Here is a 23,916-nt window from a genome sequence, read left to right as displayed (position 1 = left end):
CGCCGTCGAGAGAGAAATTCTGCATGTTGTTCGGCCTTTTGTCGGCGCTCTTTCCGGCCGATCCGGTCTCGATTCCTCCATTCTTCCCCCGGCACCCTGTCGCTCGCCGGAAACTTCCCCCTCCCCGACCGTTGATATTGAAATGCAGGCGCCACGCCTCGGTCCCACAGTCCATTTCCAAAGCCTACTCGTAGTATGAAGCAGTCCGACCTTCGCGACATCGCCATTGTGGCCCACGTGGACCACGGCAAAACCACGCTCGTGGACGCGATGCTGTGGCAGAGCGGCATCTTCCGCGACAACGAGACGGTGCAGGAGCGGATGATGGACACGATGGACCTGGAGCGGGAAAAGGGCATCACCATCATGGCCAACAACACGGCCATCCGCTACGAGGGCAAAAAGATCAACATTGTCGATACGCCCGGCCACGCCGACTTTGGGGGCGAGGTAGAGCGCACGCTCCGGATGGTGGACGGCATCATGCTGCTGGTCGATGCGGCCGAGGGGCCGCTCCCGCAGACGCGCTTCGTGGTGCAGAAGGCGCTCAACCTGGGCCTCCCGGCCATCGTGGTCCTCAACAAAATCGACCGCGACGATGCGCGCCCCGAGGAGTCGCTCGATGCCATCTACGACCTCTTTATCGATCTCGGGGCCGACATGGACCAGATCGACTTCCCGGTGCTCTACACCGTGGCCACCGAGGGGCAGTGCAAGCGCGATCTCGCCGAAGAGGAATGGTCGAACCTCCGGCCCCTCCTCGACACGATTCTCGACGAGATTCCGGCGCCGTCCGGCGACCCCGACGGCACGCTCCAGACGCTTGTGACCAGCGTGCAGCGCGACGACTACCTCGGCCCCATCGCCGTGGGGCGCGTGGAGCAGGGCACCCTCAAGAACCGACAGAAGGTGACGCTCTGCCATCGCGATGGCACCACCGAGCAGGCCAAAATCAGCGAGCTGTTTACCTACCAGGACTTGCAGCGCGTGGAAACGGAGGAGGCCGGGCCGGGCGAGATTGTCGCCATCGCGGGCGTCGAAGGCATCGGCCTGGGCGAAAGTCTCTCCCACCCCGAACATCCGGAGCCCCTGGAGCCGATTGACATCGACGAGCCGACGATGTCGATGGAGTTCCGCATCAACGACGGGCCGTTCAGCGGGCAGGAGGGCGAGTTCGTTACCTCCCGCCAGCTGCGCGACCGCCTCTTCGACGAGGCGCGCAACAACCTCGCCATCCGTGTGGAGGAGACCGACACCGCCAACGCGCTCAATGTCTACGGCCGCGGCGAGCTGCAGATGGCCATCCTCATCGAGCAGATGCGGCGCGAGGGCTACGAGTTCTGCGTCGGCATGCCGCAGGTCATCACCAAGGAGGTCGACGGCGAGACGCACGAGCCCTACGAGATTGCCGAGATCGACATTCCGGAGGAGCACATGGGCGTAGTGATGGAGCGCCTCGGCGAGCGGAAGGGACAGATGCAGCACATGCAGAAAAACGACAGCGGGCGCGTCCGCCTCAAGTTTGACGTGCCGAGCCGGGGCCTCATCGGGTACCGGTCCAAGTTTTTGGCCGACACGAAGGGGACGGGCCTCCTCACGCACCGCTTTGAGGAATTTCGGCCGTGGGCCGGCGAGATTCCGCACCGCACGACCGGTGCCCTCGTGGCCGATCGTCAGGGCGAAACGACGGCCTACGCGCTGCTCAACCTCCAGGACCGCGGCGAGTTCTTCGTCGCGCCCGGCGACCGGGTGTACAAGGGCATGATCGTGGGCGAGAACAACAAGCCCCAAGACCTCGACCTCAACGTGACGCGGGAGAAGAAGCTCACCAACATGCGCGCTGCCGCCGGAGACGAGCTGGAGCACGTGCCGACCCCGCGCGACATGTCGCTGGAGGAGTGCCTGGAGTTCATTCGGGAGGATGAGCTCGTGGAGATCACGCCGGAGGCCTATCGTCTGCGCAAGCGCCACCGCGATCCGGAGAAGCGCGTGAAGGCGAAAAAGCAGAAGGCGGGCAGCCACTCGTAAGCTGTCGTTCGGGGGCGACGGAGGCACCGTGCCAGTTTCCTCCGTCGTGCCGGGACCGTGAGGGGAAGGGCGAATGGGAGCGTGGGAGAATGGGAGAGAGCACGCAGGGGCGTGGAGCGTAGGGCGTTCGATTCAGGACGCGTCGGGCGTCTGGGTCTTTTCTAGAATCTCTTCGGCTTTGCGCGACCACCGGGAGTCCACGTTGTGCTCGCGGTAGAAGTCGAGTGTTTTCTGTGCGTCTTCGGCGGCACCCTCGGCGTCGTTTTCCACCTCTGATCGGAGGTGGTGCCCATTTGTGCCTGCATTGAAATCTTGATTTTGGTAGCAATTGTCGCTTTAATACTACCAAGATAGTATTATGAGACCTTGCCTCGGTCATGCGAGCACATCTGGGACTTTCCTTTTCGGCTCTGTTTCTCGTCCTTACTATTTTCAGTGCGGGATGTAGCGGCGGCCAGGTTGTGAGTCAGCAGGAGCGTTTGGATCGGGCCACGGCGTACTCGGCAGAAAAGGACGGGGATGCGTTGCTAGTTTGGATCGACGGCACGCTCGTTCGCGAAGACTATCCGAACGGCGATTCCCGGGGGCAGCAGCACATCCTAACCGAGATCAGCATGCTCTTCCCTGTGTTAACTCTGCTGGCGAACAGCGACGAAGAGTTTGATTTGAACAGGCCGGTTTCGGCCGACCTCCCGGCGTGGAGCACGACTCAAGAAAAGGCCACCATTACGTGGTCCGAACTCCTCCACTTTACGAGTGGGCTAAAGGCAACGGGCGTTGGGCACGGAGACGTGCCAATGTTCGACGAGGCCCTCGAAGCACCGCTGGTTCATGCTCCTGGAGAGTCGTTTCGATTTGGTCCCACGGCCGTTCAGGTTCTCGGGGCGGTGATGGAGCGCTCGGAGCGCATCAAGCAGATGAAAGACCGGCTTTTTCAGCCCCTCGGCATTCCCGGTGGACGGTGGAGGGCCGTGACGGAAACCGAGAGAGCGTCGAGCAGAAGGACGGCATTACCCCCTCGCCTATTCGATGGCGCTCACCTTACGCCGAGGGAGCTGGGGCGGATTGGTCGACTCCTTCTCAACGACGGCCGATGGCACGGAGAGCAGGTCATTGAAAACGTGGATCGGCTGACCGAACCGACGCCCGCGAGCCCCGCATTCGGACTGGGCGTGTGGCTGAACGTCGACCTCAGCACAGCAGACTCGCTGTCGTTTTGGCCGCACGTGCCCGAGCGTATTCTTCTGCCTCGCGGACAGGATCACCTGATCTACGACGGCGCACCCGCGGAGCTGTTCATGGCCGCCGGACGATACAATCAGCGGCTCTACGTCATTCCCTCGCGGCAGATGGTTGTCGTCCGGCTCGGGCGAGCAAACCGAACGTGGAGTGACGTGGCCTTTCTGGCGCGTCTTCTCGAGGGAACGCCCCAGTAACGTCGACGGCGCTCACCTGTAAACGGCGGGGGGAACCGCTCCGTCGCCCGTTTTTACACGCGCCCATCGCCCGTTGGCGCTACGCCTCCGCCATCTCCTCCGGTTCAGTTACCTCCGCTTCCTCGTCCGGCAGGCCGTTGCCGTCCGGGCCCTTTTCGTACTGCTCCCGAATGTTGGGGAAGGCCGTCTGAAACATGTCGTTCACCTCCTCGGCCTCCCCGTCTTGCTCGGCGCGGGCCTTGTGCAGGCGGACGCAGGCCTTCCAGACGGCGCGGCGCAGATTCCACTTCCGCACCGAAAAGGCCGCGCTGCGACGCGTATCGTCGTCCTCTAGCCAGCTGAGTTGGACGTAGGGTTTTGGGGTACCGCTGCCGTCGTCCTTCCAGCAGAAGTTGAGGCCGATGACGCCCGTCTTTGAGCGCGCCTCTGCCGATCGTTTGACCGGATCCATCGGATCCGGCAGCTCCTCCAGCAAGTCATCGCGGTACTCGACCGCCTTCTCCAGCGCCCCTTCTCGGCCGCCGAAGCGCTTGTCGGAGAAATACTTTGTGTGCTGTTCTTTCTGGCGCTTGATGCGCACCTGCCAGCCGTGCGTGGGATGCCGATCGGGATTCTCCTCGGTCGGCTCGATGTCGATGCGAAAAACGTTCTTCGGCTTGTCGCTCATGGTGTTGGATAGTCAAACGGTGTCGATGCGAGTGGTGGGTCGATCCCGGCCACAGACGTAGACGGGATCAGCACGGACCGAGACGAGCGCGAACGCTACGAGGATCGGATGACAATTGGGTGGGGATGGCTCTCAAGACGAAACGAGGGCCAGCGACGATGACAAAACGGCGACAGGTGAAGGGAATATGTTCCGTGATCTTCCTCGAGGGACGACAGTGTAGATCCGGTTCGACCGCAGGGCAGTGTGCCCAGGGCCTGCGCCCCAATCGACGGACGCCGCCGCAGCGACATCATCGCAGTCAAGACGGTTCGGTCCGACGAGAACGTTACGCTGCTGCAATATGAGAACCACGAAAGGTGAATGCAACCGCCTGATTCTCATGTGAGAGTCTCAACGGCTCTTCACAGTTGGGAGGGAGTCGTCGAGGCGAAGGAGAAGGCGCTGGGCGTGGTCGAGAGTCGCCTCCATGGCGTCGTAAGAGGGATCAGTCGGGGAGAACTGCGCCTCATTGCACGTATCGAGAAGCTCCTGGACGGCCTTTCGATCGGAGGGGGGCACGTCGTGGTGGACGAGGTGCTGGTCGAGCGCTTGCTGCGTTAAGCCGGCGGGCGGCTGGGGAAGGTCAAGGTGCGCGTCCAGTACCGACAGGACGGCGTGCTCCACGGTGCCGTAGAAGGCATCGGCGTCACCCCCTCTGAGATGGGTGTGGGCGTCTTGGAGATGGCGCTGAGCAGTGTCTAGTGCGTCGGGGGGCGGAGCGTTGGGGGCAGTGGGGCCAGCGGTGTACCGTCGATAGACAGCGCCGCCCGCGGCGAGTAGAATGGGGACGAAGACGGCCGCATAGGCCCACGGTTGCGCGTAGAGAGGGGCCTGGTGAGCACGTACCCATTGCGCGTTCTCAATGGGGCCGGCAATGTCTCCGATTGGGAGCCCTTCTCCCGTTCGGCCCACGGCCTGAGGCGGCACGTCGCCTGTGGCGTGGAGGGTGATGGGGGCGGACTGAAGCGTTCTATACTGCTCGGCCTCGGGGTCAAAATACGTGAAGGTCACGGGCGGTAAGGTGTATCCCCCGTTCGAACGGGGGACGAGCGTATAGCTGAATGTTTTCGTCCCTTGCACTTCGCCGCCGCTCCGGTCCAACTCCGTCTGGACGGACGGCTCATATGTCTCAAAGTCTGAAGGAGGCTCGACGAGTGGAGGCGCGATCGTAGCGAGGTTGCCGGATCCCTGGAGACGAACCGTCAGGTCAACGGCCTCGCCCACCTCTACGCTGTCGTTGCTGATCTGGGTGTCTAGGGAAAAGCGCCCGACGGCACCATCAAACGACGGGGGCGAATCCGGGGGCAGCGACTCCACATGAACCGTAAGTTCTTCCGACGAAAGCGTCACGGGTTCGTAGCGGCTTCGGGGCACCGTTTCGCGTCGCCCCATTTGTGGGCGGGGGCGCGCTTCTGTCTCGATGCGGAGCGGGTCAATGGTTAGGGAGCCACTTTGGGTCGGAAAGAGGGCCACGCGCTTCAGCGTAATGGCCTTGTAGGTCTGGTCGTATAGATCCGTTGTACGGGGGGTGGGACGAGAGGCAACGTCCAACTCTTCTCGCCAGAAGCCCGGGGCGTCCCAGGCGTCTGCCATTCGGCTTTGGCGCAGGCGTACTCCGGGACGAAAGAAAAGACGATACTCGGCGGTGACCTGCTCGTTCTGGTAGGCCGTGTCGGCGGACGCCGTGGCCCGAATGAAAAGTGCCCGCGGCCCGAGGGCATTAGATTGCGAGGAGGGGCGCTGGGAAGAGGCCGCAGGGGGGGCAGAAGCGGAAGGAGCACGCGAGGGGCGCTGCGACTGCGGCACGATGCGGACGCGGATCTCGTCGGTGGTGTATTTGGTGCCGCGAATTCGGATGGTCGTTGGTCGGATGCGCCCGATGCCCACCTGCAGCGGCTCATACGTCCATTTGATCGCGACGTGGCGGGTGAGGCGTCCACTGTCGAACGAAAGTTCTGGATCTGTCTGGGGCGTCGGATTTTGGAGGACGAGGTTCGTCGTGGACGGGGGAGACGAGGTCTCGATGGCCGAAAGGGGCGCTCCCTTCACTTGTATTTTGAAGACAACCGTACCGGCTGTGCCCACCTCCGACGGCTGGGCCGAGGCGGTCACTTCGACCTCATCTCCCGATTGGGCACGGACGCCCCCCACGAGCAGGAGACCCATCCCGGTCAGGAGGGCAAGAAGGCGGAGTGAGTGCATAATCGTGCCGTAGGTCGGGCGAGGACGTTCAGTTGAAGCTGGCGGGGCTGCCCGCGCCGGGGATTGGGGTTCGAAGCAGACCGACGGACGGGAAAGAACCATGGTTCCCCGGCGTGTCCTCTTGAAGTACGAAGGAATGTTTCAATGTGGGCGATTGGCTAACCTAGCGGTGTGCGAAGGCACCACACGCCAGGCTACCAGTCCTTCTCCACTCGTCGGGGCGTGGGGGAGCGGACCTGGATGCGTCGCAACAGCTGGCGCTCCTGCCCCTCCAGGGCCTGCAAGAGCCGTTCCGCTTGGGCCCGACTAAGAGTGTCCACGGGCTGTCCCTCGCCCGGTCGGCGCTGAGATCCGCTCTGCTGCTGTCCGTCGGAAGACGTCTGGGACGACGATTGTGTCCCGCCAGCGGCCGATTGGGAATCCGAACGCGGGCCGGGCTGTTGGGTCGGGCTCTGCTCGGACTGAGACGGGTTTTCACTACGTTCGGAAGACCCGTTAGAGGATGCCTCTTCATTTCGCTGGGAGCGGTTGGACCCGTTGGCCGACGAACTGTCCTGGCGGCTTTGCGAGCGTCCGCTCTGTCGCAACTTTTGGAGGAGGGCCTGTAGGCGCGGGTCCGAGGGGGCCATCGCCAGGCCCTGCTCTACCGCCCGCCGGGCGGCTGCACGATCTCCAGCCACGTACGACTGGGCCGCCTCGTGAAAGTAGGCGTCGGCAGACGACTGGGCTGCAACGAGGGAGGGGCCCCCCGCAAGTAGTCCTCCTACGACAAGTCCAATCCAGCACACACGCATTATGGAGACTGGGCAATTTGGGCGATGTCGTCAAGGCGTCCAATGAAGTCGCGGTACGCGGCTACGGTGGAGTCTTTCTGCAAGCCCTCGCTCATGAGCTCAGCGGCGTCCGCGTACTGCTCGCGACCAACCATTGCTTCTGCTTTCTTCTTCAAGCGACGGGCGTACGCAGACGGTTCCACGTCGGGCGATCGTTGTCCGGACTGTTGGTTGGCTCGTTGTCGCTTGATATACTCGTAGTTGTACCGAGCCTGCTTGTGGGTGGGGTCGAGCAGAAGGGCTTGCCGATAGTCGTCGAGGGCCGTCTGCAGGCGTCCCGTGCCTGCAGCAGCAGTTCCGGCATTGAAGAAGGCCCGGACGCGCGCCTCCTCGGTCGGAGCCGCCTGCACAGCCCGCTGGAAAGCTGAGCGGGCAGCGGCATATTGCTTCTGTCGGTGCAGTGCTGCCCCGAGGTTGTTCTGCAGGGTTGCGTAAACGCTGCCTGTCGTATCGTCGATTGCGGCGAGCCCCTCGCGGTACGCTGCGGCCGCTTCGGCGTACTGTTCCTGTTCGTACAGCGCATTGCCGGCACGACCATGCTCGGCCCCGGCATCGCCAAACAGGCCAAACAGGAGAAAAAGGAGGGCAAAACGGGCGGTCATAGGGACAGGCGACTCAGCAAAATAGGACCGTGGGTCTCGTTGCGGATCGATTCAGCACCAGCATCCTCAGCTTGACTGACCACTGGTTTTCTAACGATTACCTCCGGTGTTCGATTCCAGTTCATCCGCTTCGGGGATAAAGCAGTCAGCAGCATCCGCTCCCTTCCATCCCGCGCTCATTTTTGGGAAAAGGGAGGTTCGCATCGCCCCCCCCCCTGATACTGCATCGATGACGGAGCACTCGGGATCAACGGTCGCAATCATGCTCCCCGAGGTTCACAGGGCTCGTACCAGGGACATGGAGTTCAGAGTGGGAATCTTCTCCCCAGCGGCGCCTGGTAGAGCGCAAAATCCCCCTTTGGTTCATTGCCAGGGGACAATGCCTGTTGTAGCCGCACCTCTTCTGGCCGGGCCGATCGCGCGAGTATCGACTCCGGGCTTGATGGGGAGAATCACAAGCAGATCAGGATATACAGGCCACGCCGTGCATCCGTTCGTATTCGTCGGCACCTCACCCCCGTCGTGACCGGATCGGAATGAACGCCTCTACGAGAAGGAGGAGCAGAGCCACGGCAAGGGGCCACTGGTACATTTGCGCATAGTCCGCAAATTGCTCTTCCGTCACGGTTGACGTTTGCAGTTGGCGCAGGGCGGTAGGCAGGTCCGAAAGGGCACTGGACGTGCTCCCAATTCGGAAATAGGCGCCATTCTCAGAAAGGGTCGTGAGCGCCGCCTCGTCGAGCCGAGAGCGGACGATATTGCCGTTCTCATCCCGTTTTACGTCCACCTGTCGTCCGTTCTTGTATACTGGAATACGGGCGCCGTCGTCGGTCCCGAGGCCAGCGGCAAAGAGGGTGATGTCGTCCGCCTGGGCACGCTCCTTAAGAGACTCAAGGTTGCCGACGTGATTTTCGCCATCCGACAGGACGAGAAGTACCTGAGCGCGCTGCGGGTCGGGGCGGGTGGAGTCCGACGACGGACGAGGGGCGGCGAAGGCATCGGTTGCGGCGTCGTAGGCGGCTTCGAAGTTGGTGCCGGGCACCGGAAGTTGGTCGGGGCCGGCGACATCGAGAAAGAGCCGGAGAGCGTTGTAGTCGGTGGTAAGGGGGCATTGAACGAAGCCGGAGCCTGCAAAGAGGACCAGCCCGACGCGATCGCCGCGCAGCTGCCCGACGAGATCGCGGATTTCTTCCTTGGCACGCTTGAGGCGGCTCGGCGCCACATCCTGGGCTTGCATCGACGTCGACACATCGAGGGCCACCACGAGGTCTACCCCCCGGCGCTCCACGGTTCGCAACTGCGTGCCAAAGCGTGGCCCCATCAGGCTGAGCGCAAGGCCGGCCACGGCCAGCACCACGAGCGTGGCCTTCAGCCAACGGCGCCATCGAGGAGCAGACGGAGCCAGCTGCCGCACGAGAGCGGCATTGCCAAACCGGTGGAGGGCCGTCGTCTGGGCCCGCGCGGCACGCCAGAACAAATACGCCACGCCGGGCACGGCCAGCAGGGCCCACGCAAAGTGCGGATACAAGAGGTCCATTTTCGATGTTCAAGTTTCGACTGTCGAATCACGAATCAATAGCGGGAAGAGCCTCCTCAATTCGCAATTCGAAAATCGCAACTCGCCAATGTTTAGGGGAAGCGGCGGAAGGCCGTCGTCGAGAGGCTAATCTCTAGCAGCACGAGGGCGAGGGCGGGGCCGAGCGCCCAGGCAAACCATTCCTCCCGATCGGTGTAGACCCGCTCGTCGATCTCTGCGGTCTCTAGCTCGTCAATCTCGGCGTAGATGCGCTTCAGTGCCTCCTTGCTGGAGGCGGAAAAGTAGCGCCCATTCGTGGTGGAGGCCACGGTGCGCAGCATCTCTTCGTCTACTCCCCCATCGCCCGGTTGCTGCTGCTCCCGGTGGCCGCGCGGCACGGCGCCAGATGACTCCGCCGCACCCACGCCGATTGCGTACACGCGCACGCCGATGGTGCTTGCAATCTCGGCCGCGGTCGCTGGATCAATTTCTCCCCGGTTGTTGCGGCCATCCGTGAGGAGGACCACCACCTTGCTCTCGGCCTCCGTTTCGCGGAGGCGGTTGACGGCCGTCGCGAGGGCCGTGCCCACGGCCGTTCCGTCCTCCACCACCCCGATGCTTACCCGTTCCAGCATGCGCTGGAGGAAGGAATAGTCGAGGGTAAGGGGGACCTGCGTGTATGCCTCGGCCGCGAAGACGATGAGTCCCACGCGGTCGGAGGTTCGTCCCTCGACGAACGAGCCCGCCACGTCGCGTGCGGCCTCGAAGCGGTTGGGTTGAAAGTCCTCGGCCCGCATCGATGAGGAGGTGTCGAGAGCGAGCATGATGTCGATGCCCTCCGCGGTGGTGGTGCGAATCACGTCGTGCACCTGGGGCCGGGCCAGGGCGACCACGCCAAGCGCGAGGGCTCCCATTCGGAGGACGGCCGGAAGGCCCTGCAACCGTATGCGCCACGACGCCGGTATACCGGCGGTCAGTTCTGTATCGCTATAGCGGAGGCCTCTTTCCGTTCGGCGGCGCCACCACGTCCATAGGCCCACCAGGGGGACCAAAAGTAGAAGCCACAGGGCGTGGGGATTGGCGAAGGTCACGGGAAGCGTAGGGTCGAGCGAGGAGAATAAGGCCGCCGGGTGCTGCTTTTACCGGCGGGAGCGTATGTGGATGTGTGAGGGGGACGATCGGTTGTACTCACACTCAATGGCGGTGCCAGTGGATGCCGCAGCGTACATCATCAGGAAAACGCCGGGCTTTTTTCGTGCGTCAGGGTGAGTGAAACGAAGAGGGGCAGCTCCCCTCGATCACGCGTTCAGGTGTCCCGCTTTCATGCTGGCAATCGAGTGCGACGGAGTTTGGCCTTGAATCCCCCAAACTCCGCTACTGCCCCTTGCGTTCGGCGACGGCGTCGCGCAGGGCGGGCAGAATATCGCCGGCCGGGCCGCGGATGGATTCATTGATCTCGTCGGTGATGCCCGTCGTGTCCGGGTTGATTTCGGCCACGTACGCTCCGTTGGCCCGCGCCTCCATCGGAAACTGCGCCGCCGGATAGACGACCGCGCTTGTTCCCACGCTTAGAAAGACGTCGGCCTGGGTCGTGGCCGCGTCGGCCTGCTCAATGGCGTTTGGGGGCAACATTTCGCCAAACCACACGACATCCGGTCGGATGAGGCCGTCGCATTCGGGGCAGCGGGCGGGCGTGCCGTTTTGGATGGCGGCGTCCACCGTCTCGGCCTCCGCGGGGCGCTCGCAGTCCATGCAGTAGTTGTGCGTGATGTTGCCGTGGAGCTCAATCACGGTGCGGCTGCCCGCCCGGTTGTGGAGGTCGTCCACGTTTTGGGTGATGATGCTGATTTCCTCGACGTGTGCTTCCAGATCGGCGAGGGCGCGGTGACCGGCGTTCGGCTCGGCCTCTTCGACCAACTGGCGCCGGTGCTGGTACCATCCCTGTACGAGCTCTGGATTGTCGAGAAAGGCCTCCACGTTGGCCAGTTCCTGCGGATCAAATTTCTCCCAGAGGCCGTCCGGATCGCGAAACGTGGGAATCCCGCTTTCGGCACTGATGCCGGCTCCGGTGAGGACGGCCACGTGCTCGGCCGCAGCGAGGCGGTCGATGAGGGTATTGCTAAACGCGGACATGCGAATGTTGGCTGGGATAAGTGGAAGGTGAGAGCAAAACAACAGACCCGTTTTCGCGCCCCATGATGCGTAATATGTGAGGTACGGCGCTGTTTTTTATTCCTTCTCGTTCCCTCGGTACGCGGGGGCCGCACCTATCCCGCAGACGCGACGTCGTCCACCGCTTCCGGCGGGGCCGGACCGGACGACGGGGATCCGTTTTCCGTGGACGGAGAATGCTGAGGACGGGTTGCTTCGATGGTGTCGAGGGCAGCACGTGCCTCGCGGAGCGCCTTTTCGTGGTCGGAGGCGTTGGGGTGGGCATCCGCAAATTTTACGAGGTCGGCCAGCTCCAGGACGGCACGAATTCGAGCGCCTGCCTCCGTCGGCACGTCCGGACGGGCCTCAAGTACGTCGACCACCTCTCGCGTCGTCCGTTCCAGGGCGGCCACTTCCAACTCGCGGGCCAAGTATACCCGAAGTGCGTTGGACAGCTCCACGTAGAATGGTTTCACGGCGGCCGGATCGGAGAGGTCGTAGGACTCTAGCTGCCGAATCCAGGTCGTGGCCGCTTCGTAGGGCGTCTTATCCTCCTGCAGGGGCCGCTGGGCCGGGGCGGTCTCGGACGACTGCCGCCGGCGCCACCAGAGGTACGCCAGCCCGGCCACGAGGCCGAGGACGACTAGTCCGAGCAGCAGCCAGGTCCACAGCGGACGCGGAAACGGAGCGGGCGGTGCCACGCCGTGGAGGCCCTTCGCGTCGGGGCCCACGACCGACACCACCGTCAGACGGCGGGCGGGAGCACTCGTTATGCTCGTGTCGCTCCCGGACACCACCTGAATGGGCACGGCGGGCACACGCACCGAGTCGAGCGAAAAGGTGGTCGCCGTGTAGGCTACGCTATCCGCAACTCGATTATTGTCCAGGCGGCGGGTGTGTATGCCACTGCGGTCGAGCACGTCTACGTTTCCAAACACGACCGGTCCGGCGTCCGGCGTTGGGAAGGCAACCGTTGTGCCCTCTCCGTGGGTGGCGACCAGTGACACCGTAAATCGCTCCCCGATGACCACACTGTCCGTCGACACCCGGGTTTGCAGTTGGAGGGACGGTTGTGCTTGGATGGGGAGGGCCGTGTGGACGAGCACAAGCGCGAGGCCCAACGGTACGAGACGGAGGACCTGCGTCATTGTCTCCTCCGCAAAACCGTACTTGCTCGACCACATGCCACTTGCAGCTAATTCTAAGACAAACACCCCGCCGTTGACACGCCTCTTGCCCATCCCACGCACCCTTTCGGGGACTTCCGTCGGACAGTCCTCTCGAATTCCCAGCGCCCAGTCAGGAGCAATCCCGAAGTTATCGTCCCCGCCGCGACCGCTCGCGGAAGAACGCAATGAGGGGGTCTAGGGCATCCTCGTCTGTGCGGACGGGCACGTGGCCCACGCCGGTGCGCTGCAGGAGCGACGCCGTATGTTCGCGTCGGGCACGGGCTCGTTCGGCAAAGGCGTGGCGGGCCGCCGGGTCGTGGGTGTCGATCGTTACGGTCTCGCCCGTTTCGGCATCGGTCAGGTCAACCAGCCCCACGGGGGGCAGTTCCTCTTCACGGGGGTCCTGAAGCTCCACGCCCACGGTGTCGTGCCGCTGGGCCGCGGCGCGCAGCATCGAATCGTAATCGTCGTCAAAAAAGTCGCTTACCAGTACAAGGATTGACCGCCGCCGGAGGATGCGGAGCACGTGGCGGAGCGCGCCCTGGATGTCGGTGCCGGTGGATTGTGGTTCGGCGGCGTAGAGCTCGCGAATGCAGCGCAGAACGTGTCGTCGTCCCTTCCGGGGACGTATGAATGTTTCCACCTCGTCCGAAAAAAGCAGCAGGCCCACCTGGTCGTTGTTTTGGATTGCGCTGAAGGCCATGACGGCGCAGATTTCGGCCGCAATCTCTCGCTTCTGCTTCTCCTGTGATCCAAAGTTTTCCGAGCCGGACACGTCCACGCAAAGCATGACGGTTTGCTCCCGTTCCTCCTCGTAGACCTTCACGTAGGTCTCGTCCATCCGCGCAGAGACGTTCCAGTCGATGTTGCGGATGTCGTCGCCCACCTGGTAGGGGCGTACCTCGGCAAACTCGATGCCCCGTCCCTTGAATGCGGAATGGTATTCACCGCCGAAGACATTTTCGACCACGCCGCGGGTGCGTACCTCCAGGCGGCGAATCTTGTCGAAGAGCTCGTCGGGGATCACGAGAGGGGGACGCTTGGGGAGGGGCGTATGACTCCGGGAGGAGCACAAACCGATACGGGGAGAGGGAGGTTCGGGAGGCGGAGGGAACCGTTGAGGGAGTCCGACACGGACCCCCAACGCTGTGGAAAGGTTTTCAAGAAGATCTCGAGAATGAGCGTTTGGATCGGACCGCCATCATCCATTGACGCCCTTTTGTTAACTAAGAGTAAAGAAATTGGGTAGATTTGCGTCAATCATCGGCGCAGGTTACGTATATCTATGCAATCGTTTCCAAAATATGCCAACTGGAAGCGCTTGCGAGTCCAAGGAGGATCGAGAGTGCCCGGCCTCGACAAAAGAGATGGAAAAGAAACGGCTGTTTTTCGCCTCATTTGGAGAATGGACCGTGGTTGTGGGCTTTACACCCCCGCTGATCTAGCAATATGGAAACGTTTTCATTTACTCCCATCGTGACTCCCATCGTGATATGCGCCTATCAACGCTACACACTGCGTTTGCAGCACTTCTCTTTGCGGGACTTCTCGGAGGACCCGTCGCTTCCGCCGTACAGGCTCAGGAGCGAGAGCACACGGTGCGGGGAACCGTGACGGATGCGACAAACGGGGAGAGCCTTCCGGGGGTCAACATTAGCGTTCCCGGCACCATGATCGGGACGACGACCGACGGCACCGGCCAGTACGAGCTGCGAGTGCCGTCCCCCACCGACACGCTCATGTTTTCGTTCGTTGGGTTTCAGACTCAGCGGGTCCCGATCCAAGAGCGTACGACGATCGACGTGACACTTCAGTCCAGCACCTTCACGCAGGACGAGGTGATCGTAACCGGGTATCAGTCGCAGGAGCGGCGCACGCTCACTGGATCGGTCTCCAGTGTCGATGTAGAGGGCCTGGAAGACGATCCGTCGACCAACCCCATCAAGTCGTTGCAGGGGCAGGTTGCGGGGGTCAACGTCCAGACGACCGGCTCCCCCTTCGGCGATGCCGAACTGCTAATCCGAGGCGCGAGCACACTCGGCAACAACTCGCCGCTCTTTGTGATCGACGGGGTGCCCACCAAAAACAATGTGGAGCAGATCCTCTCCCCCGGCTCCATTAAGTCCATGCAGGTGCTCAAGGATGCGGCGGCCGCGTCCATTTACGGCTCGCGCGCCTCGAACGGCGTCATCGTCATCGAGACGAAGTCGGGGGCCGGCGGGGGCAACACGCTTGAATTCAGCTACGGATCGGACGTGACGTTTTCGAGCTGGCCGGACGGGCGCACCTACGAGCCGCTAAACACGCGGGAACGGGCGCTCGCCATTTTCCGGGCGGCCATCAACGACGGACGCGACCCGAATTCGATTGACCCGAATTTGTATAGTTACGACTTCGAACGGAGGGACGACGGCACGGCGGTGCTCAACGACATTACGATTGCGGACAACATCGGCAACAACACGCCGGCCGCGGTGCCCGGCACCGATTGGACCGAAGAGATCAGCAGTACAGGGATCATTCAGAGTCACGACCTCTCGGCCCGCGTGGGGAGCGAACGAGGAAGTGCGTACTTCGGGCTCCGCTTCCACGACAACGAGGGCATTGTCAAACAGAACGAGTTTCAGCGGGTCAATGCCCAGATCAATTCCAACTTCAACTTCTTCGACGGGCGGCTGCGGGTCGGCGAGAACCTTACGCTGTCGAAAGAGAAGGGCGTGCCCCTGCCGGAAGGCGCCGGTGGAAATCCGTTCGTGCTGTCGCTTCGCCTCCGCCCCATCATCCCGGTCCGCACGGCCGACGGGGCGTTTGCCGGCCCCACGGGCGCCGGGTCGTTCAGCGACCGGGACAACCCCGTCCGGTTGATCCAAGACAACCGGTGGGACGAGATCAACACCGGCGAGGTCTTCGGAAACATCAATGGGGCGTTCGACCTCACCGACCACCTGACGCTGCAGGGCCGCCTGGGCGTGGACTGGGAGCGGACCCAGGAGCGCGACATTCAGCAGCGCTACCAGACCGGCTTCCTGGGGCGAAGCGTCAACTCTGTCTCGAACGCCGACACCGACAACTTCATCTGGACGTTCAACGGCACGATCGAGTACGACGTGCTGTTCGGCGAAAGTCACAACGTCAACCTGCTGGCGGGCGCCGAGACGCAGGATGAGCACCTAGTCTCCAACTCCTCGCTGCGGGAGGAATTTTCCGTTCAGACCCTCGACTATTTCGTCGAGAATGCGGGGACGGGCCGACAGCTTGTGAGCGGGACCCGTACCGATTCGCGGCTCCTGTCTTATTTTTCGAAGGCCGACTACTCGTACCAGGATCGCTACCTTGCATCGGTGACGGTCCGGTACGACGGCTCCTCGCGGTTCGGTGAAAACAACCGGTTCGGCCTCTTCCCGGCCTTCTCGCTCGGGTGGCGGGTGACGGAGGAAAGCTTCATGGAGAACCGGGTCGACGTCCTCTCGGAACTGAAGCTGCGCGGCAGTTGGGGTCGCGTCGGGAACCAGGAGATCGGCAATTTCGCTTCCCTCCAGCTCTTTGAGCCGGGGTTCAGCTCGGAGGACGTCTTGTTTACGGCCCCGACCTCCACCGCCTACGACCTGGGCGGCAACGACACGGGGTCGATCCCCGGAGGCTTCCGCCGGATCCAGCGGCCCAACTTGGATCTGCAGTGGGAGGAAACGACCGAGATCGGCATCGGCGCCGACTATGGGCTGTTCGACGACAGGCTGGTCGGCTCCTTCGACTACTACACCCGCGAGACGACCGACATTCTCATCCAGCCGGGCTTCATCGCGACGGTCGGCGAAGGGGGCAGTCGGTTCATCAACGGCGCCACGGTGGAAACGACCGGCTTCGAATTCCAGCTGGAATACCGCGACGCGGTGGGCGACCTCAGCTACAGCATCGGCGGCAACCTGGGCCACAGCTCCGACGAGATCACGGAGCTGCCCTCCGACGTGGTCGACTCTTTTCCCGGCAACAGCGAGAAGAATATCCTGGATCGGTCCCAGTTCTCCCACTTCGGCTACGTGACCGACGGACTCTTCCGCAGTCAGGAGGAAGTGGATGCGCACGCCACCCAGCCGGGGGCCGACATCGGTCGCCTGCGCTTTAAAGACCTGAACAACGACGGGACGATCAATTCCCTTGACCAGAAATACCTCGGCGACTCGAACCCAGACTACGAATATGGGCTCTCGACGAACCTCTCCTACAAAGGCGTCAACCTAAGCCTCTTCTTCCAGGGCGTGCAGGGACGAGAGGTGAATGTGGGCGAATTCAAGGCCTTCACTGACTTCACGTCCTTCTTCCGCGGCGAAAACTACGGTTCACGTGTGCTGAAGGCCTACTCGCCCATGACGGGCGAGAACCTGAATTCGGACATTCCGGCGCCCACCCTGTCGGACACGAATGGCGAACTGCGCACCTCCTCCTACCTCATTGAGGACGGCTCCTACCTGAAGCTTCGCGAGGTGACACTGGGGTATAACCTCCCCGAGTCGATCACGAACACGCTCAGCCTGAATCGAGCTCGCATCTATGCGCGGGGCGAGAACCTCTTTACGGTCGAAACCGGAAGCGACGAATTCACCGGCCCCGACCCGGAGACGACCAACTTCACGTTCCCGCGGCCGCGCATGTGGACGTTCGGCGTCCGGCTCGGCTTCTAGCCCGACCAGGAACCAACCAGGACCGACGACGCACCCGCGAGCTCACCCTATAGACCATACGAACGGATGACCATGCGAATGCTCAGACTGTTATCATTCCTTTTAATTGCGGGGACGCTCCTCGCGTGCGACAGCGCCCTGGACGAAAATCCCTCCGGTAAGCTCAGCGGGGACCAGTTGAACACGCCCGACCGGGTCGAGGGCCTGGTCACCGCGGCGTATGCGGCCCTGGGCAACGGGCACTGGGACGCGGCCACCTACACCGACCCGTGGCCGTGGGGGAGCGTCCGGTCCGACAATGCCTACAAGGGCGGCGGGTCGGTGGCCGACCAGGGCGTGTACAACAACTACGAGCAGTTCTCCTCCATTCGGACGGACCTCGACAAGGCCGATCAGTTCTGGTTTAAGAGCTATCAGGGCATTTCCCGCGCCAACCTCGCCCTGGAGAAGCTCGCGGAGATTTCGGAGGAGGAGTTCCCGCTAAAGACGCGGCGAGAGGCAGAAGTGCGGTTTATTCGGGGCCATTTCCACTTCATGCTCAAGATCATGTTCAAGCACGTGCCCTTCATTGAGGCGAATGAGGAGCGCGAACTGAAGAACGTCTCCAACCGGGAGTTCACGAGTCAGGAGCTCTGGGACAAGATTGCGGCGGACTTTCAGTTTGCGGCCGACAACCTTCCTGAGTCGCAGCCTGAGGTGGGGCGCATTGACCAGTGGGCAGCAAAAGCCTACCTGGCGAAGACGCGGCTGTACCAGGCCTACCGCCAGGATCCTTCCAACCACGAGGTGGTGGAGATTCAGGACGACAAGCTGCAGACCGTCGTGAGCCTCGTAAATGAGTTGGAGGCCTCCGGCGAATATTCTCTGTTCGACGACATCCGGAAAAACTTCCTCTGGGAGTTTGACAATACCGACGGGGGCGAGGCGGTCTTTGCGGTCCAGCGCTCCCGGAACGATGGCACGGTCCGCGGGCGCGTGAATATGGAGAATGCGCTCAACTACCCGATGAATGAAGGGTTCGGGTGCTGCTGGTTCCACATTCCGAGCCAGAACTTCGTCAACGCGTTCCAGACCGACAGCGACGGCCTGCCGCTGTTCGACACATTCAACCAAAACTCGCTGACGGAGCCCGAAGACTTCCAGCAGAACACCGTTGATCCGCGGCTGGACCACTCCGTCGCCCTGGAGGGACATCCCTTTAAGTACGACAACGACCAAATTTACGACCCTGACGTGTGGGCTCGGGCACCGGCCACGTACGGCCCGTACACGTCGATGAAGGGACTGCAGCCGGTGGGGTCACCCTCGGTCCAGCAGGTGGTCTTCTTCTACGCGAGCTCGAAGAACAACAACGTCATCCGCTACGCCGACGTGCTGCTCTGGAAGGCAGAGGCCCTAATTGAACTGGGTCGTGAGGACGAGGCCCTGCCCATCATCAACCGGATTCGGACTCGGGCGGCGAATAGCACGGTGAAAGACGCCGACGGAAATAACGTATCCAACTACCAGATCGAGCCCTACCGAGACGGGCAGAACATCAACTGGACGCAGGCGAACGCCCGGCAGGCGCTTCGCTTCGAGCGGCGGCTGGAGCTGGGGATGGAGGGCTGGCGCTTCTTCGACCTCGTGCGGTGGGGCATCGCCGCCGAGACGCTGAACGAGTACTTCGCAACGGAGAAGCAGCGGCGCGATTATCTCCAGGACGCCCAGTTCCAGGAGGGGCGCGACGAGTACCTCCCGATCCCGCAGCAGCAGATTGACTTCAGCGACGGCAGCTACCAGCAGAATCCAGGCTGGTAGTCCTGTATTGACGGGGCTGCACCGCGTGCAGGTTCAGGCGCTCGGTGTGCTCCTGCTTCCCGACTGAGGAAACTCGACGGTGGACGTGGCGATGCTGCCGAATCTGTGCCGCGGGCAACGGCGACGTCTGCTAACACAATGGGTGCCTATGTGCATCATCTCGAAGGACGGTTCTCCACGTTCCTCCGAGAATGCCCTCATCTGCTAGATGGGAGACCATCTCCGAAGGATCGATGTGCATCTGCCCCCCGTCAGAACGGACGTCCGTCCCGAGGCGGGGCCGAAGGCCGCCTCGTGCTCCATTCGTTCCGAAACGCTTCCAGCAAAGTGCGTAACCATTCTCGTCATCTGGTATGAGATGTCCTGGTGGGGCGTCACATTTTCCATGTCGGGTAGGACGATGGCCAGTGGACTGTATTCAGGCCGCAGAATGGCGTATTCAACACAGTTGTTCAATTCGGCACCCGACCGCTGCAGCTTGATTGACCACTAGAGCGGCGCCAGAATGTATTTAAACGCTCGGAGAGCCATTCAATGCTGCCTCAGTAGTATCATCCATTCCGCCGATTCCGGAAATCGGTTCTACGTTTTGAGTGCTCCATTTCAATCCACCCAATGCCACTCCCATGTCTCGTCTCTTGCGCACCACACTGTCCCTGTTCGTCAGTGGGCTGATCCTGTTTACCGTCGCCGGCTGCGGGTCCGACTCGTCTTCACCTCCTCCGGACGACTTGGCAGCTGAGGAGCCGACGTTCGACGAGCAGTATCGGCCCCAGTTTCACTACACGCCCCGGCAGAACTGGATGAACGACCCCAACGGGATGGTCTATAACGATGGGGTTTTTCACTTCTTCCACCAGTACAACCCCGAGGGGAACACCTGGGGACACATGAGCTGGAACCACGCGACGACCGAGGATCTCGTGCACTGGGAGCATCAGGGCGTGGCGATTCCCGAAGAAGGAAACGAGATGATCTTTTCGGGGAGTGCGGTGGTGGACGAAAACAACACCGCAGGCTTTGGAACGAACGACGGCCAGGCCCCGATGGTGGCCATCTACACGAGCCACTACACGATTGCGGAGGACTCGACCGATCAGGCGCAGTCGCTGGCCTACAGTACCGACGGGGGCGAGACCTGGACGAAGTACGAGGGGAATCCGGTGCTCGAACACCCCGATCCCAATTTCCGCGACCCCAACGTCTTCTGGTACGCCCCCGGCGAGAAGTGGGTGATGACCATTGCCCTTCCCACCCAGCACAAGGTACAGTTTTACGAGTCGACGAACCTGAAGGACTGGTCACTCATGAGTGAATTCGGCCCGGCGGGCGGCACAGACGGCATTTGGGAGTGCCCGGCGCTTTTTCAGGTGCCGGTCGAGGGCAGCGATCAGGAGCAGTGGGTGTTGCAGGTCGACCTCAATCCGGGATCGGTTGCGGGAGGCTCCGGTGGGCAGTACTTTTTGGGGAGCTTTGATGGCACCACGTTCACCCCCCGCGAGGGCGGATTGGAGACTGCGCCCCATTGGGTCGACTACGGCCCAGACTTCTACGCGGTGATCCCCTGGAATAATGTGCCCGAAGAGGACGGCCGGGCGCTCTGGATGGCCTGGATGAACAACTGGGAGTACGCGCAGGACATTCCAACGTCGCCTTGGCGCAGCGCGCAGACGATTCCCCGCTCTGTTCACGTTCGCACCATTGATGGCACCCGGCGGCTGGTGCAGCGGCCCGTGGAGGAGCTTCAGCAGTTGCGCGAGAATGCCGTGCAGCTGGAGGGGCGCACCATCGAGTCCGGGATGACCTCGCTTGCTGAGGACGGGATCTCGGGACAAACGCTGGAAATTGTGGCCGAGTTTGAGCCGGGAGACGCTGAGACGGTGGGGGTGGCCGTGCGGGAAGGGAAGAACGAGCGCACGATTGTCGGCTACGACGCTGCGACCGATTCCGTCTTCGTAGACCGGACAACCTCCGGCGCAGTGGACTTCCACGACGCCTTTGCGTCCCGGGATGCTGCTCCCCTTGCGACCCCGGACGGCCGCGTGAAGCTGCACATTTTTGTGGACCGCTCTTCGGTTGAGGTCTTTGCGAACGACGGGGCGCGGGTGCTCACCCATCGCATTTTCCCGCGCCCGGAAAGCGACGGCGTTTCCCTCGTTGCAGAGGGCGGACCGGCGCAGCTCGTTCGGCTTGAGGCCTGGTCGCTTCGATCGATTTGGCCGAGCCGATAGCTGGTATCGCGTTCCCTCTTGCTGCGGGACGTGTGGACCTTGAGGGGGACACTCGCTGATCAGGGACGCGAAACAATAGGGAGGCGGAGATCAAGCAGATTCTCCCGCTTCACTCATTACGCCTTATTCATTACGCGTCACGAACCGGCGAAAAGAGCGACGACCCGCTGCCATGAGTACGATTCTACGCTTTCCTTTACTGTTTCGCATGTCTTCATGAGTGACGAAATTCTCTGCGTCGGAGAAATTCTCTGGGATGCGCTGCCCGACGGCCTTTTCTTAGGGGGGGCGCCGTTTAACGTGGCGTGCCACCTGCGCGCCCTCGGGGAGGATGTCGGCTTTGTGAGTCGGGTCGGAAACGATGTGCTCGGCGACGAGGCGTTGCGCCGGCTGCGCGTCTATGGCCTCGAGACCGATCTCATGCAGGTCGACGACACGCTCCCCACCGGATTTGTGCGGGTCGCGCTGGACGATGGAGGCGAGCCGGACTACGAGATCGTGGAACCGGCGGCTTGGGATGCCATCACGTTGTCCGACCCGCTCCAGCAACGGGGCGAGCGGGCGGCCGCCGTTGTGTTTGGCAGTCTCGCCCAGCGGGCCGGGACGTCACGTCAAACCATTCAGGCGCTTTGTGAGACCAATGCCCTGCGGATATTCGACATTAACCTGCGCCCCCCATACATTGACCGCGACGTGGTAGAGCGCTCCCTGTCGATTGCCGACGTGGTGAAACTGAACGATCACGAACTCCACCGTCTTCGGACCTGGTTCGGGTTGCCGAATGGGGCCGAGGCGGCCATGGGGGCTCTGGCGGATACATTCGGCTGCTCGGCTGTCTGCGTGACCCTGGGAGGGGAGGGGGCCCGGCTCTGGAACGAGGGGCAGTACTGGTCACACCCTGGTTATGCAACGGAGGTGGCCGACACCGTGGGGGCAGGCGATGCGTTTCTCGCGGCCTTTCTCTCTGGGATCATTAACGATCAGAACGGGGAGATCCTGCTCGATCGTGCCAACCGCCTCGGGGCCTTTGTGGCCTCCCGGTCCGGGGCCCTTCCCTCCTACGACGTAGAGTCTCTGGCTGACGTTGAGACCCTCGTGGGCGAGAGCAACCAGCGAGCCACGTAATCCCTTTGCGAACGTCATTCCCTTCTGACTGTCGGTGTTGACGATATGAAATCCTCTCATTTGTCCGTGTACCTGAGCACGCTTGTTGCGGCGCTCGGGGGGTTTCTCTTTGGTTTCGATACGGCGGTCATCTCCGGGGCTGAAGGGGCGATCCAGACCGTCTTCGCCCTCGAAGAATTCTGGCTCGGCTTTACGGTGGCCGCGGCCCTGGGAGGCACGATCGTCGGGGCTCTCACTGCCGGGCGGCCCGCCGATGCGTATGGGCGCCGCACCGTCATGATTGTGCTGGCCGTGTTCTTTACGGTCTCTGCTCTTGGAAGCGCTCTCACGTCCAGCTGGGTGGCTTTTCTCCTCTACCGGTTCCTTGGGGGCATTGCCGTTGGGGGCGTATCCGTCGTAGGGCCCATGTATATCGCCGAAATCTCTCCTGCAGACGTACGGGGACGGTTGGTGGCTGCCCATCAGCTCAACATTGTCGTGGGCATCCTGCTGGCGTATATTTCCAACTATCTCGTGGCTCAGTACATCCCCACGTCGTCGTGGCGCTGGATGCTGGGGGTGGAGGCCCTTCCGGCCACCCTCTTCTTTGGACTTCTCTTTTTGGTTCCGGACAGCCCGCGGTGGCTCGTGAAGAACGACCGGGCAGAAGACGCGAGGGACGTGCTCACGTGGCTCGGCATCGAGTCGGTTGAGGCGTCGCTCCAGCAGATTAAGGCGTCGTTGATGAGGGAGAGACGGAAACCAGACGAGCCGCTCTTTCAGCCCGAATACGGATTCGTCATCTTTCTGGCCTGGGCCGTTGCCATGTTCAACCAGCTGTCCGGCATCAACGCCCTCATGTACTACGCGCCTCGCATCTTCGAAATGGCGGGGGCGGCCACCGACGCTGCCCTCCTTCAGTCCGTGGCCATCGGCGGTACGAATTTCGTGTTTACGCTCGTCGGCATGGCGGTCATAGACAAGTTTGGCCGGCGCATTCTTCTGCTCATCGGGTCGTTGGGAACGGCCGCGTGTCTGGGGCTCGTTGCGTATGAGTTTTATGCCCCGACGCCCGGCGTTCTCGTGCTCGTCGGGCTGCTCGGTTTCATTGCGTTTTTCGCCTTTTCGCAGGGGGCAGTCATCTGGGTGTTTATCTCCGAAATCTTTCCGAACCGCGTGCGGTCGAAAGGGCAGTCCCTGGGCAGTGCAACGCACTGGGTGATGGCCGCTCTCGTGACCTGGGTGTTTCCCATCATTGCAGACGCCTCCGGGGGGCATGCTTTTGCCTTCTTCGCCGCCATGATGCTTTTGCAGTTCTTCTTCGCCTGGTTCCTCATGCCTGAGACGAAGAATCTGACCCTCGAGGAGATGGAGCACAAACTGGGGATCAGCACCGAGAAGCTGGACCGAGAAATCGACGAAGAGGCCCCCGACGCGGCCCCGGCGTGATTCTCGT

General features: G+C 62.2%; 17 protein-coding genes. 7 read left to right on the top strand and 10 right to left on the bottom strand.

Features of this window, described 5'->3' with window-relative positions:
* Positions 1-195 precede the first annotated feature (195 nt).
* A complete protein-coding gene (gene typA / locus BSZ35_RS10265) occupies positions 196-2,028 on the top strand; it encodes a translational GTPase TypA (RefSeq protein ID WP_105012345.1) in 1,833 nt (610 codons plus the stop codon).
* A 132-nt stretch (positions 2,029-2,160) separates the two neighbouring features.
* Here the strand turns inward: typA and BSZ35_RS19540 are convergent, their stop codons facing one another.
* Positions 2,161-2,298, bottom strand: a complete 138-nt coding sequence (locus tag BSZ35_RS19540) for a hypothetical protein (RefSeq protein WP_181149282.1) — start codon at positions 2,296-2,298, stop codon at positions 2,161-2,163.
* Between the two features lie 107 nt (positions 2,299-2,405).
* Here BSZ35_RS19540 and BSZ35_RS10260 point away from each other — a divergent pair, with 107 nt between their 5' ends.
* On the top strand, positions 2,406-3,464 hold the full coding sequence (locus BSZ35_RS10260; protein WP_105012344.1) for a serine hydrolase: 1,059 nt from the start codon (positions 2,406-2,408) through the stop codon (positions 3,462-3,464).
* Positions 3,465-3,543: 79 nt separating this feature from the next.
* Here the strand turns inward: BSZ35_RS10260 and BSZ35_RS10255 are convergent, their stop codons facing one another.
* The 9 genes from BSZ35_RS10255 to BSZ35_RS10215 form a co-directional block, all read right to left on the bottom strand.
* Positions 3,544-4,131, bottom strand: coding sequence for an AP2 domain-containing protein (locus tag BSZ35_RS10255; protein ID WP_105012343.1), 588 nt, complete (start codon positions 4,129-4,131; stop codon positions 3,544-3,546).
* A 393-nt stretch (positions 4,132-4,524) separates the two neighbouring features.
* Positions 4,525-6,375, bottom strand: coding sequence for a BatD family protein (locus BSZ35_RS10250; RefSeq protein WP_181149281.1), 1,851 nt, complete (start codon positions 6,373-6,375; stop codon positions 4,525-4,527).
* Between the two features lie 194 nt (positions 6,376-6,569).
* Positions 6,570-7,169: a hypothetical protein gene (locus BSZ35_RS10245; RefSeq protein ID WP_105012341.1), complete on the bottom strand. Its 600-nt coding sequence runs from the start codon at positions 7,167-7,169 to the stop codon at positions 6,570-6,572.
* Positions 7,169-7,810: a tetratricopeptide repeat protein gene (locus BSZ35_RS10240; RefSeq protein WP_105012340.1), complete on the bottom strand. Its 642-nt coding sequence runs from the start codon at positions 7,808-7,810 to the stop codon at positions 7,169-7,171. Before BSZ35_RS10240 ends, BSZ35_RS10245 begins: the two co-directional genes overlap by 1 nt.
* Positions 7,811-8,321: 511 nt before the next feature.
* On the bottom strand, positions 8,322-9,347 hold the full coding sequence (locus BSZ35_RS10235; RefSeq protein WP_105012339.1) for a VWA domain-containing protein: 1,026 nt from the start codon (positions 9,345-9,347) through the stop codon (positions 8,322-8,324).
* Between the two features lie 92 nt (positions 9,348-9,439).
* Positions 9,440-10,417: a VWA domain-containing protein gene (locus BSZ35_RS10230; RefSeq protein WP_105012338.1), complete on the bottom strand. Its 978-nt coding sequence runs from the start codon at positions 10,415-10,417 to the stop codon at positions 9,440-9,442.
* A 283-nt stretch (positions 10,418-10,700) separates the two neighbouring features.
* On the bottom strand, positions 10,701-11,459 hold the full coding sequence (locus BSZ35_RS10225; RefSeq protein WP_105012337.1) for an NAD-dependent deacylase: 759 nt from the start codon (positions 11,457-11,459) through the stop codon (positions 10,701-10,703).
* A gap of 134 nt (positions 11,460-11,593) precedes the next feature.
* Positions 11,594-12,661 (bottom strand): hypothetical protein, encoded by a 1,068-nt coding sequence (locus BSZ35_RS10220; RefSeq protein ID WP_105012336.1) that lies wholly within the window; start codon positions 12,659-12,661, stop codon positions 11,594-11,596.
* Between the two features lie 133 nt (positions 12,662-12,794).
* Complete coding sequence (locus BSZ35_RS10215; protein ID WP_105012335.1) at positions 12,795-13,673, bottom strand: DUF58 domain-containing protein; 879 nt, start codon at positions 13,671-13,673, stop codon at positions 12,795-12,797.
* Positions 13,674-14,139: 466 nt separating this feature from the next.
* Here BSZ35_RS10215 and BSZ35_RS10210 point away from each other — a divergent pair, with 466 nt between their 5' ends.
* The 5 genes from BSZ35_RS10210 (at position 14,140) to BSZ35_RS10190 (ending at position 23,909) form a co-directional block, all read left to right on the top strand.
* Entirely contained in the window at positions 14,140-17,325 is a 3,186-nt protein-coding gene (locus tag BSZ35_RS10210; protein ID WP_105012334.1) for a TonB-dependent receptor, read from the top strand.
* A 78-nt stretch (positions 17,326-17,403) separates the two neighbouring features.
* Complete coding sequence (locus BSZ35_RS10205) at positions 17,404-19,125, top strand: RagB/SusD family nutrient uptake outer membrane protein (protein ID WP_219846623.1); 1,722 nt, start codon at positions 17,404-17,406, stop codon at positions 19,123-19,125.
* 626 nt (positions 19,126-19,751) lie between these two features.
* Positions 19,752-21,356 carry a glycoside hydrolase family 32 protein gene (locus BSZ35_RS10200; RefSeq protein WP_105012333.1) on the top strand — a complete coding sequence of 535 codons (1,605 nt, stop codon included), beginning with the start codon at positions 19,752-19,754 and terminating at the stop codon, positions 21,354-21,356.
* Positions 21,357-21,572: 216 nt separating this feature from the next.
* Complete coding sequence (locus BSZ35_RS10195) at positions 21,573-22,481, top strand: carbohydrate kinase (protein ID WP_105012332.1); 909 nt, start codon at positions 21,573-21,575, stop codon at positions 22,479-22,481.
* Positions 22,482-22,526: 45 nt separating this feature from the next.
* Positions 22,527-23,909, top strand: a complete 1,383-nt coding sequence (locus BSZ35_RS10190) for a sugar porter family MFS transporter (protein WP_105012331.1) — start codon at positions 22,527-22,529, stop codon at positions 23,907-23,909.
* Positions 23,910-23,916: the final 7 nt, after the last annotated feature.

Origin of the sequence: Salinibacter sp. 10B, from assembly GCF_002954405.1 — a bacterium.
Classification (GTDB): Bacteria; Bacteroidota; Rhodothermia; order Rhodothermales; family Salinibacteraceae; genus Salinibacter.
The sequence above is the reverse complement of the archived record's forward strand: the minus strand, read 5'-3'. Positions and strand labels throughout refer to the sequence as shown.

What these genes read in the sequence shown, in the direction of transcription:
- typA (WP_105012345.1), top strand. Translation starts at nt 196, where the DNA reads ATGAAGCAGTCCGACCTTCGCGACATCGCCATTGTGGCCCACGTGGAC.
- BSZ35_RS10260 (WP_105012344.1), top strand. Translation starts at nt 2,406, where the DNA reads ATGCGAGCACATCTGGGACTTTCCTTTTCGGCTCTGTTTCTCGTCCTT.
- BSZ35_RS10255 (WP_105012343.1), bottom strand. Translation starts at nt 4,131, where the DNA reads ATGAGCGACAAGCCGAAGAACGTTTTTCGCATCGACATCGAGCCGACC.
- BSZ35_RS10250 (WP_181149281.1), bottom strand. Translation starts at nt 6,375, where the DNA reads ATGCACTCACTCCGCCTTCTTGCCCTCCTGACCGGGATGGGTCTCCTG.
- BSZ35_RS10245 (WP_105012341.1), bottom strand. Translation starts at nt 7,169, where the DNA reads ATGCGTGTGTGCTGGATTGGACTTGTCGTAGGAGGACTACTTGCGGGG.
- BSZ35_RS10240 (WP_105012340.1), bottom strand. Translation starts at nt 7,810, where the DNA reads ATGACCGCCCGTTTTGCCCTCCTTTTTCTCCTGTTTGGCCTGTTTGGC.
- BSZ35_RS10235 (WP_105012339.1), bottom strand. Translation starts at nt 9,347, where the DNA reads ATGGACCTCTTGTATCCGCACTTTGCGTGGGCCCTGCTGGCCGTGCCC.
- BSZ35_RS10225 (WP_105012337.1), bottom strand. Translation starts at nt 11,459, where the DNA reads ATGTCCGCGTTTAGCAATACCCTCATCGACCGCCTCGCTGCGGCCGAG.
- BSZ35_RS10220 (WP_105012336.1), bottom strand. Translation starts at nt 12,661, where the DNA reads ATGTGGTCGAGCAAGTACGGTTTTGCGGAGGAGACAATGACGCAGGTC.
- BSZ35_RS10210 (WP_105012334.1), top strand. Translation starts at nt 14,140, where the DNA reads ATGCGCCTATCAACGCTACACACTGCGTTTGCAGCACTTCTCTTTGCG.
- BSZ35_RS10205 (WP_219846623.1), top strand. Translation starts at nt 17,404, where the DNA reads ATGCTCAGACTGTTATCATTCCTTTTAATTGCGGGGACGCTCCTCGCG.
- BSZ35_RS10200 (WP_105012333.1), top strand. Translation starts at nt 19,752, where the DNA reads ATGTCTCGTCTCTTGCGCACCACACTGTCCCTGTTCGTCAGTGGGCTG.
- BSZ35_RS10195 (WP_105012332.1), top strand. Translation starts at nt 21,573, where the DNA reads ATGAGTGACGAAATTCTCTGCGTCGGAGAAATTCTCTGGGATGCGCTG.
- BSZ35_RS10190 (WP_105012331.1), top strand. Translation starts at nt 22,527, where the DNA reads ATGAAATCCTCTCATTTGTCCGTGTACCTGAGCACGCTTGTTGCGGCG.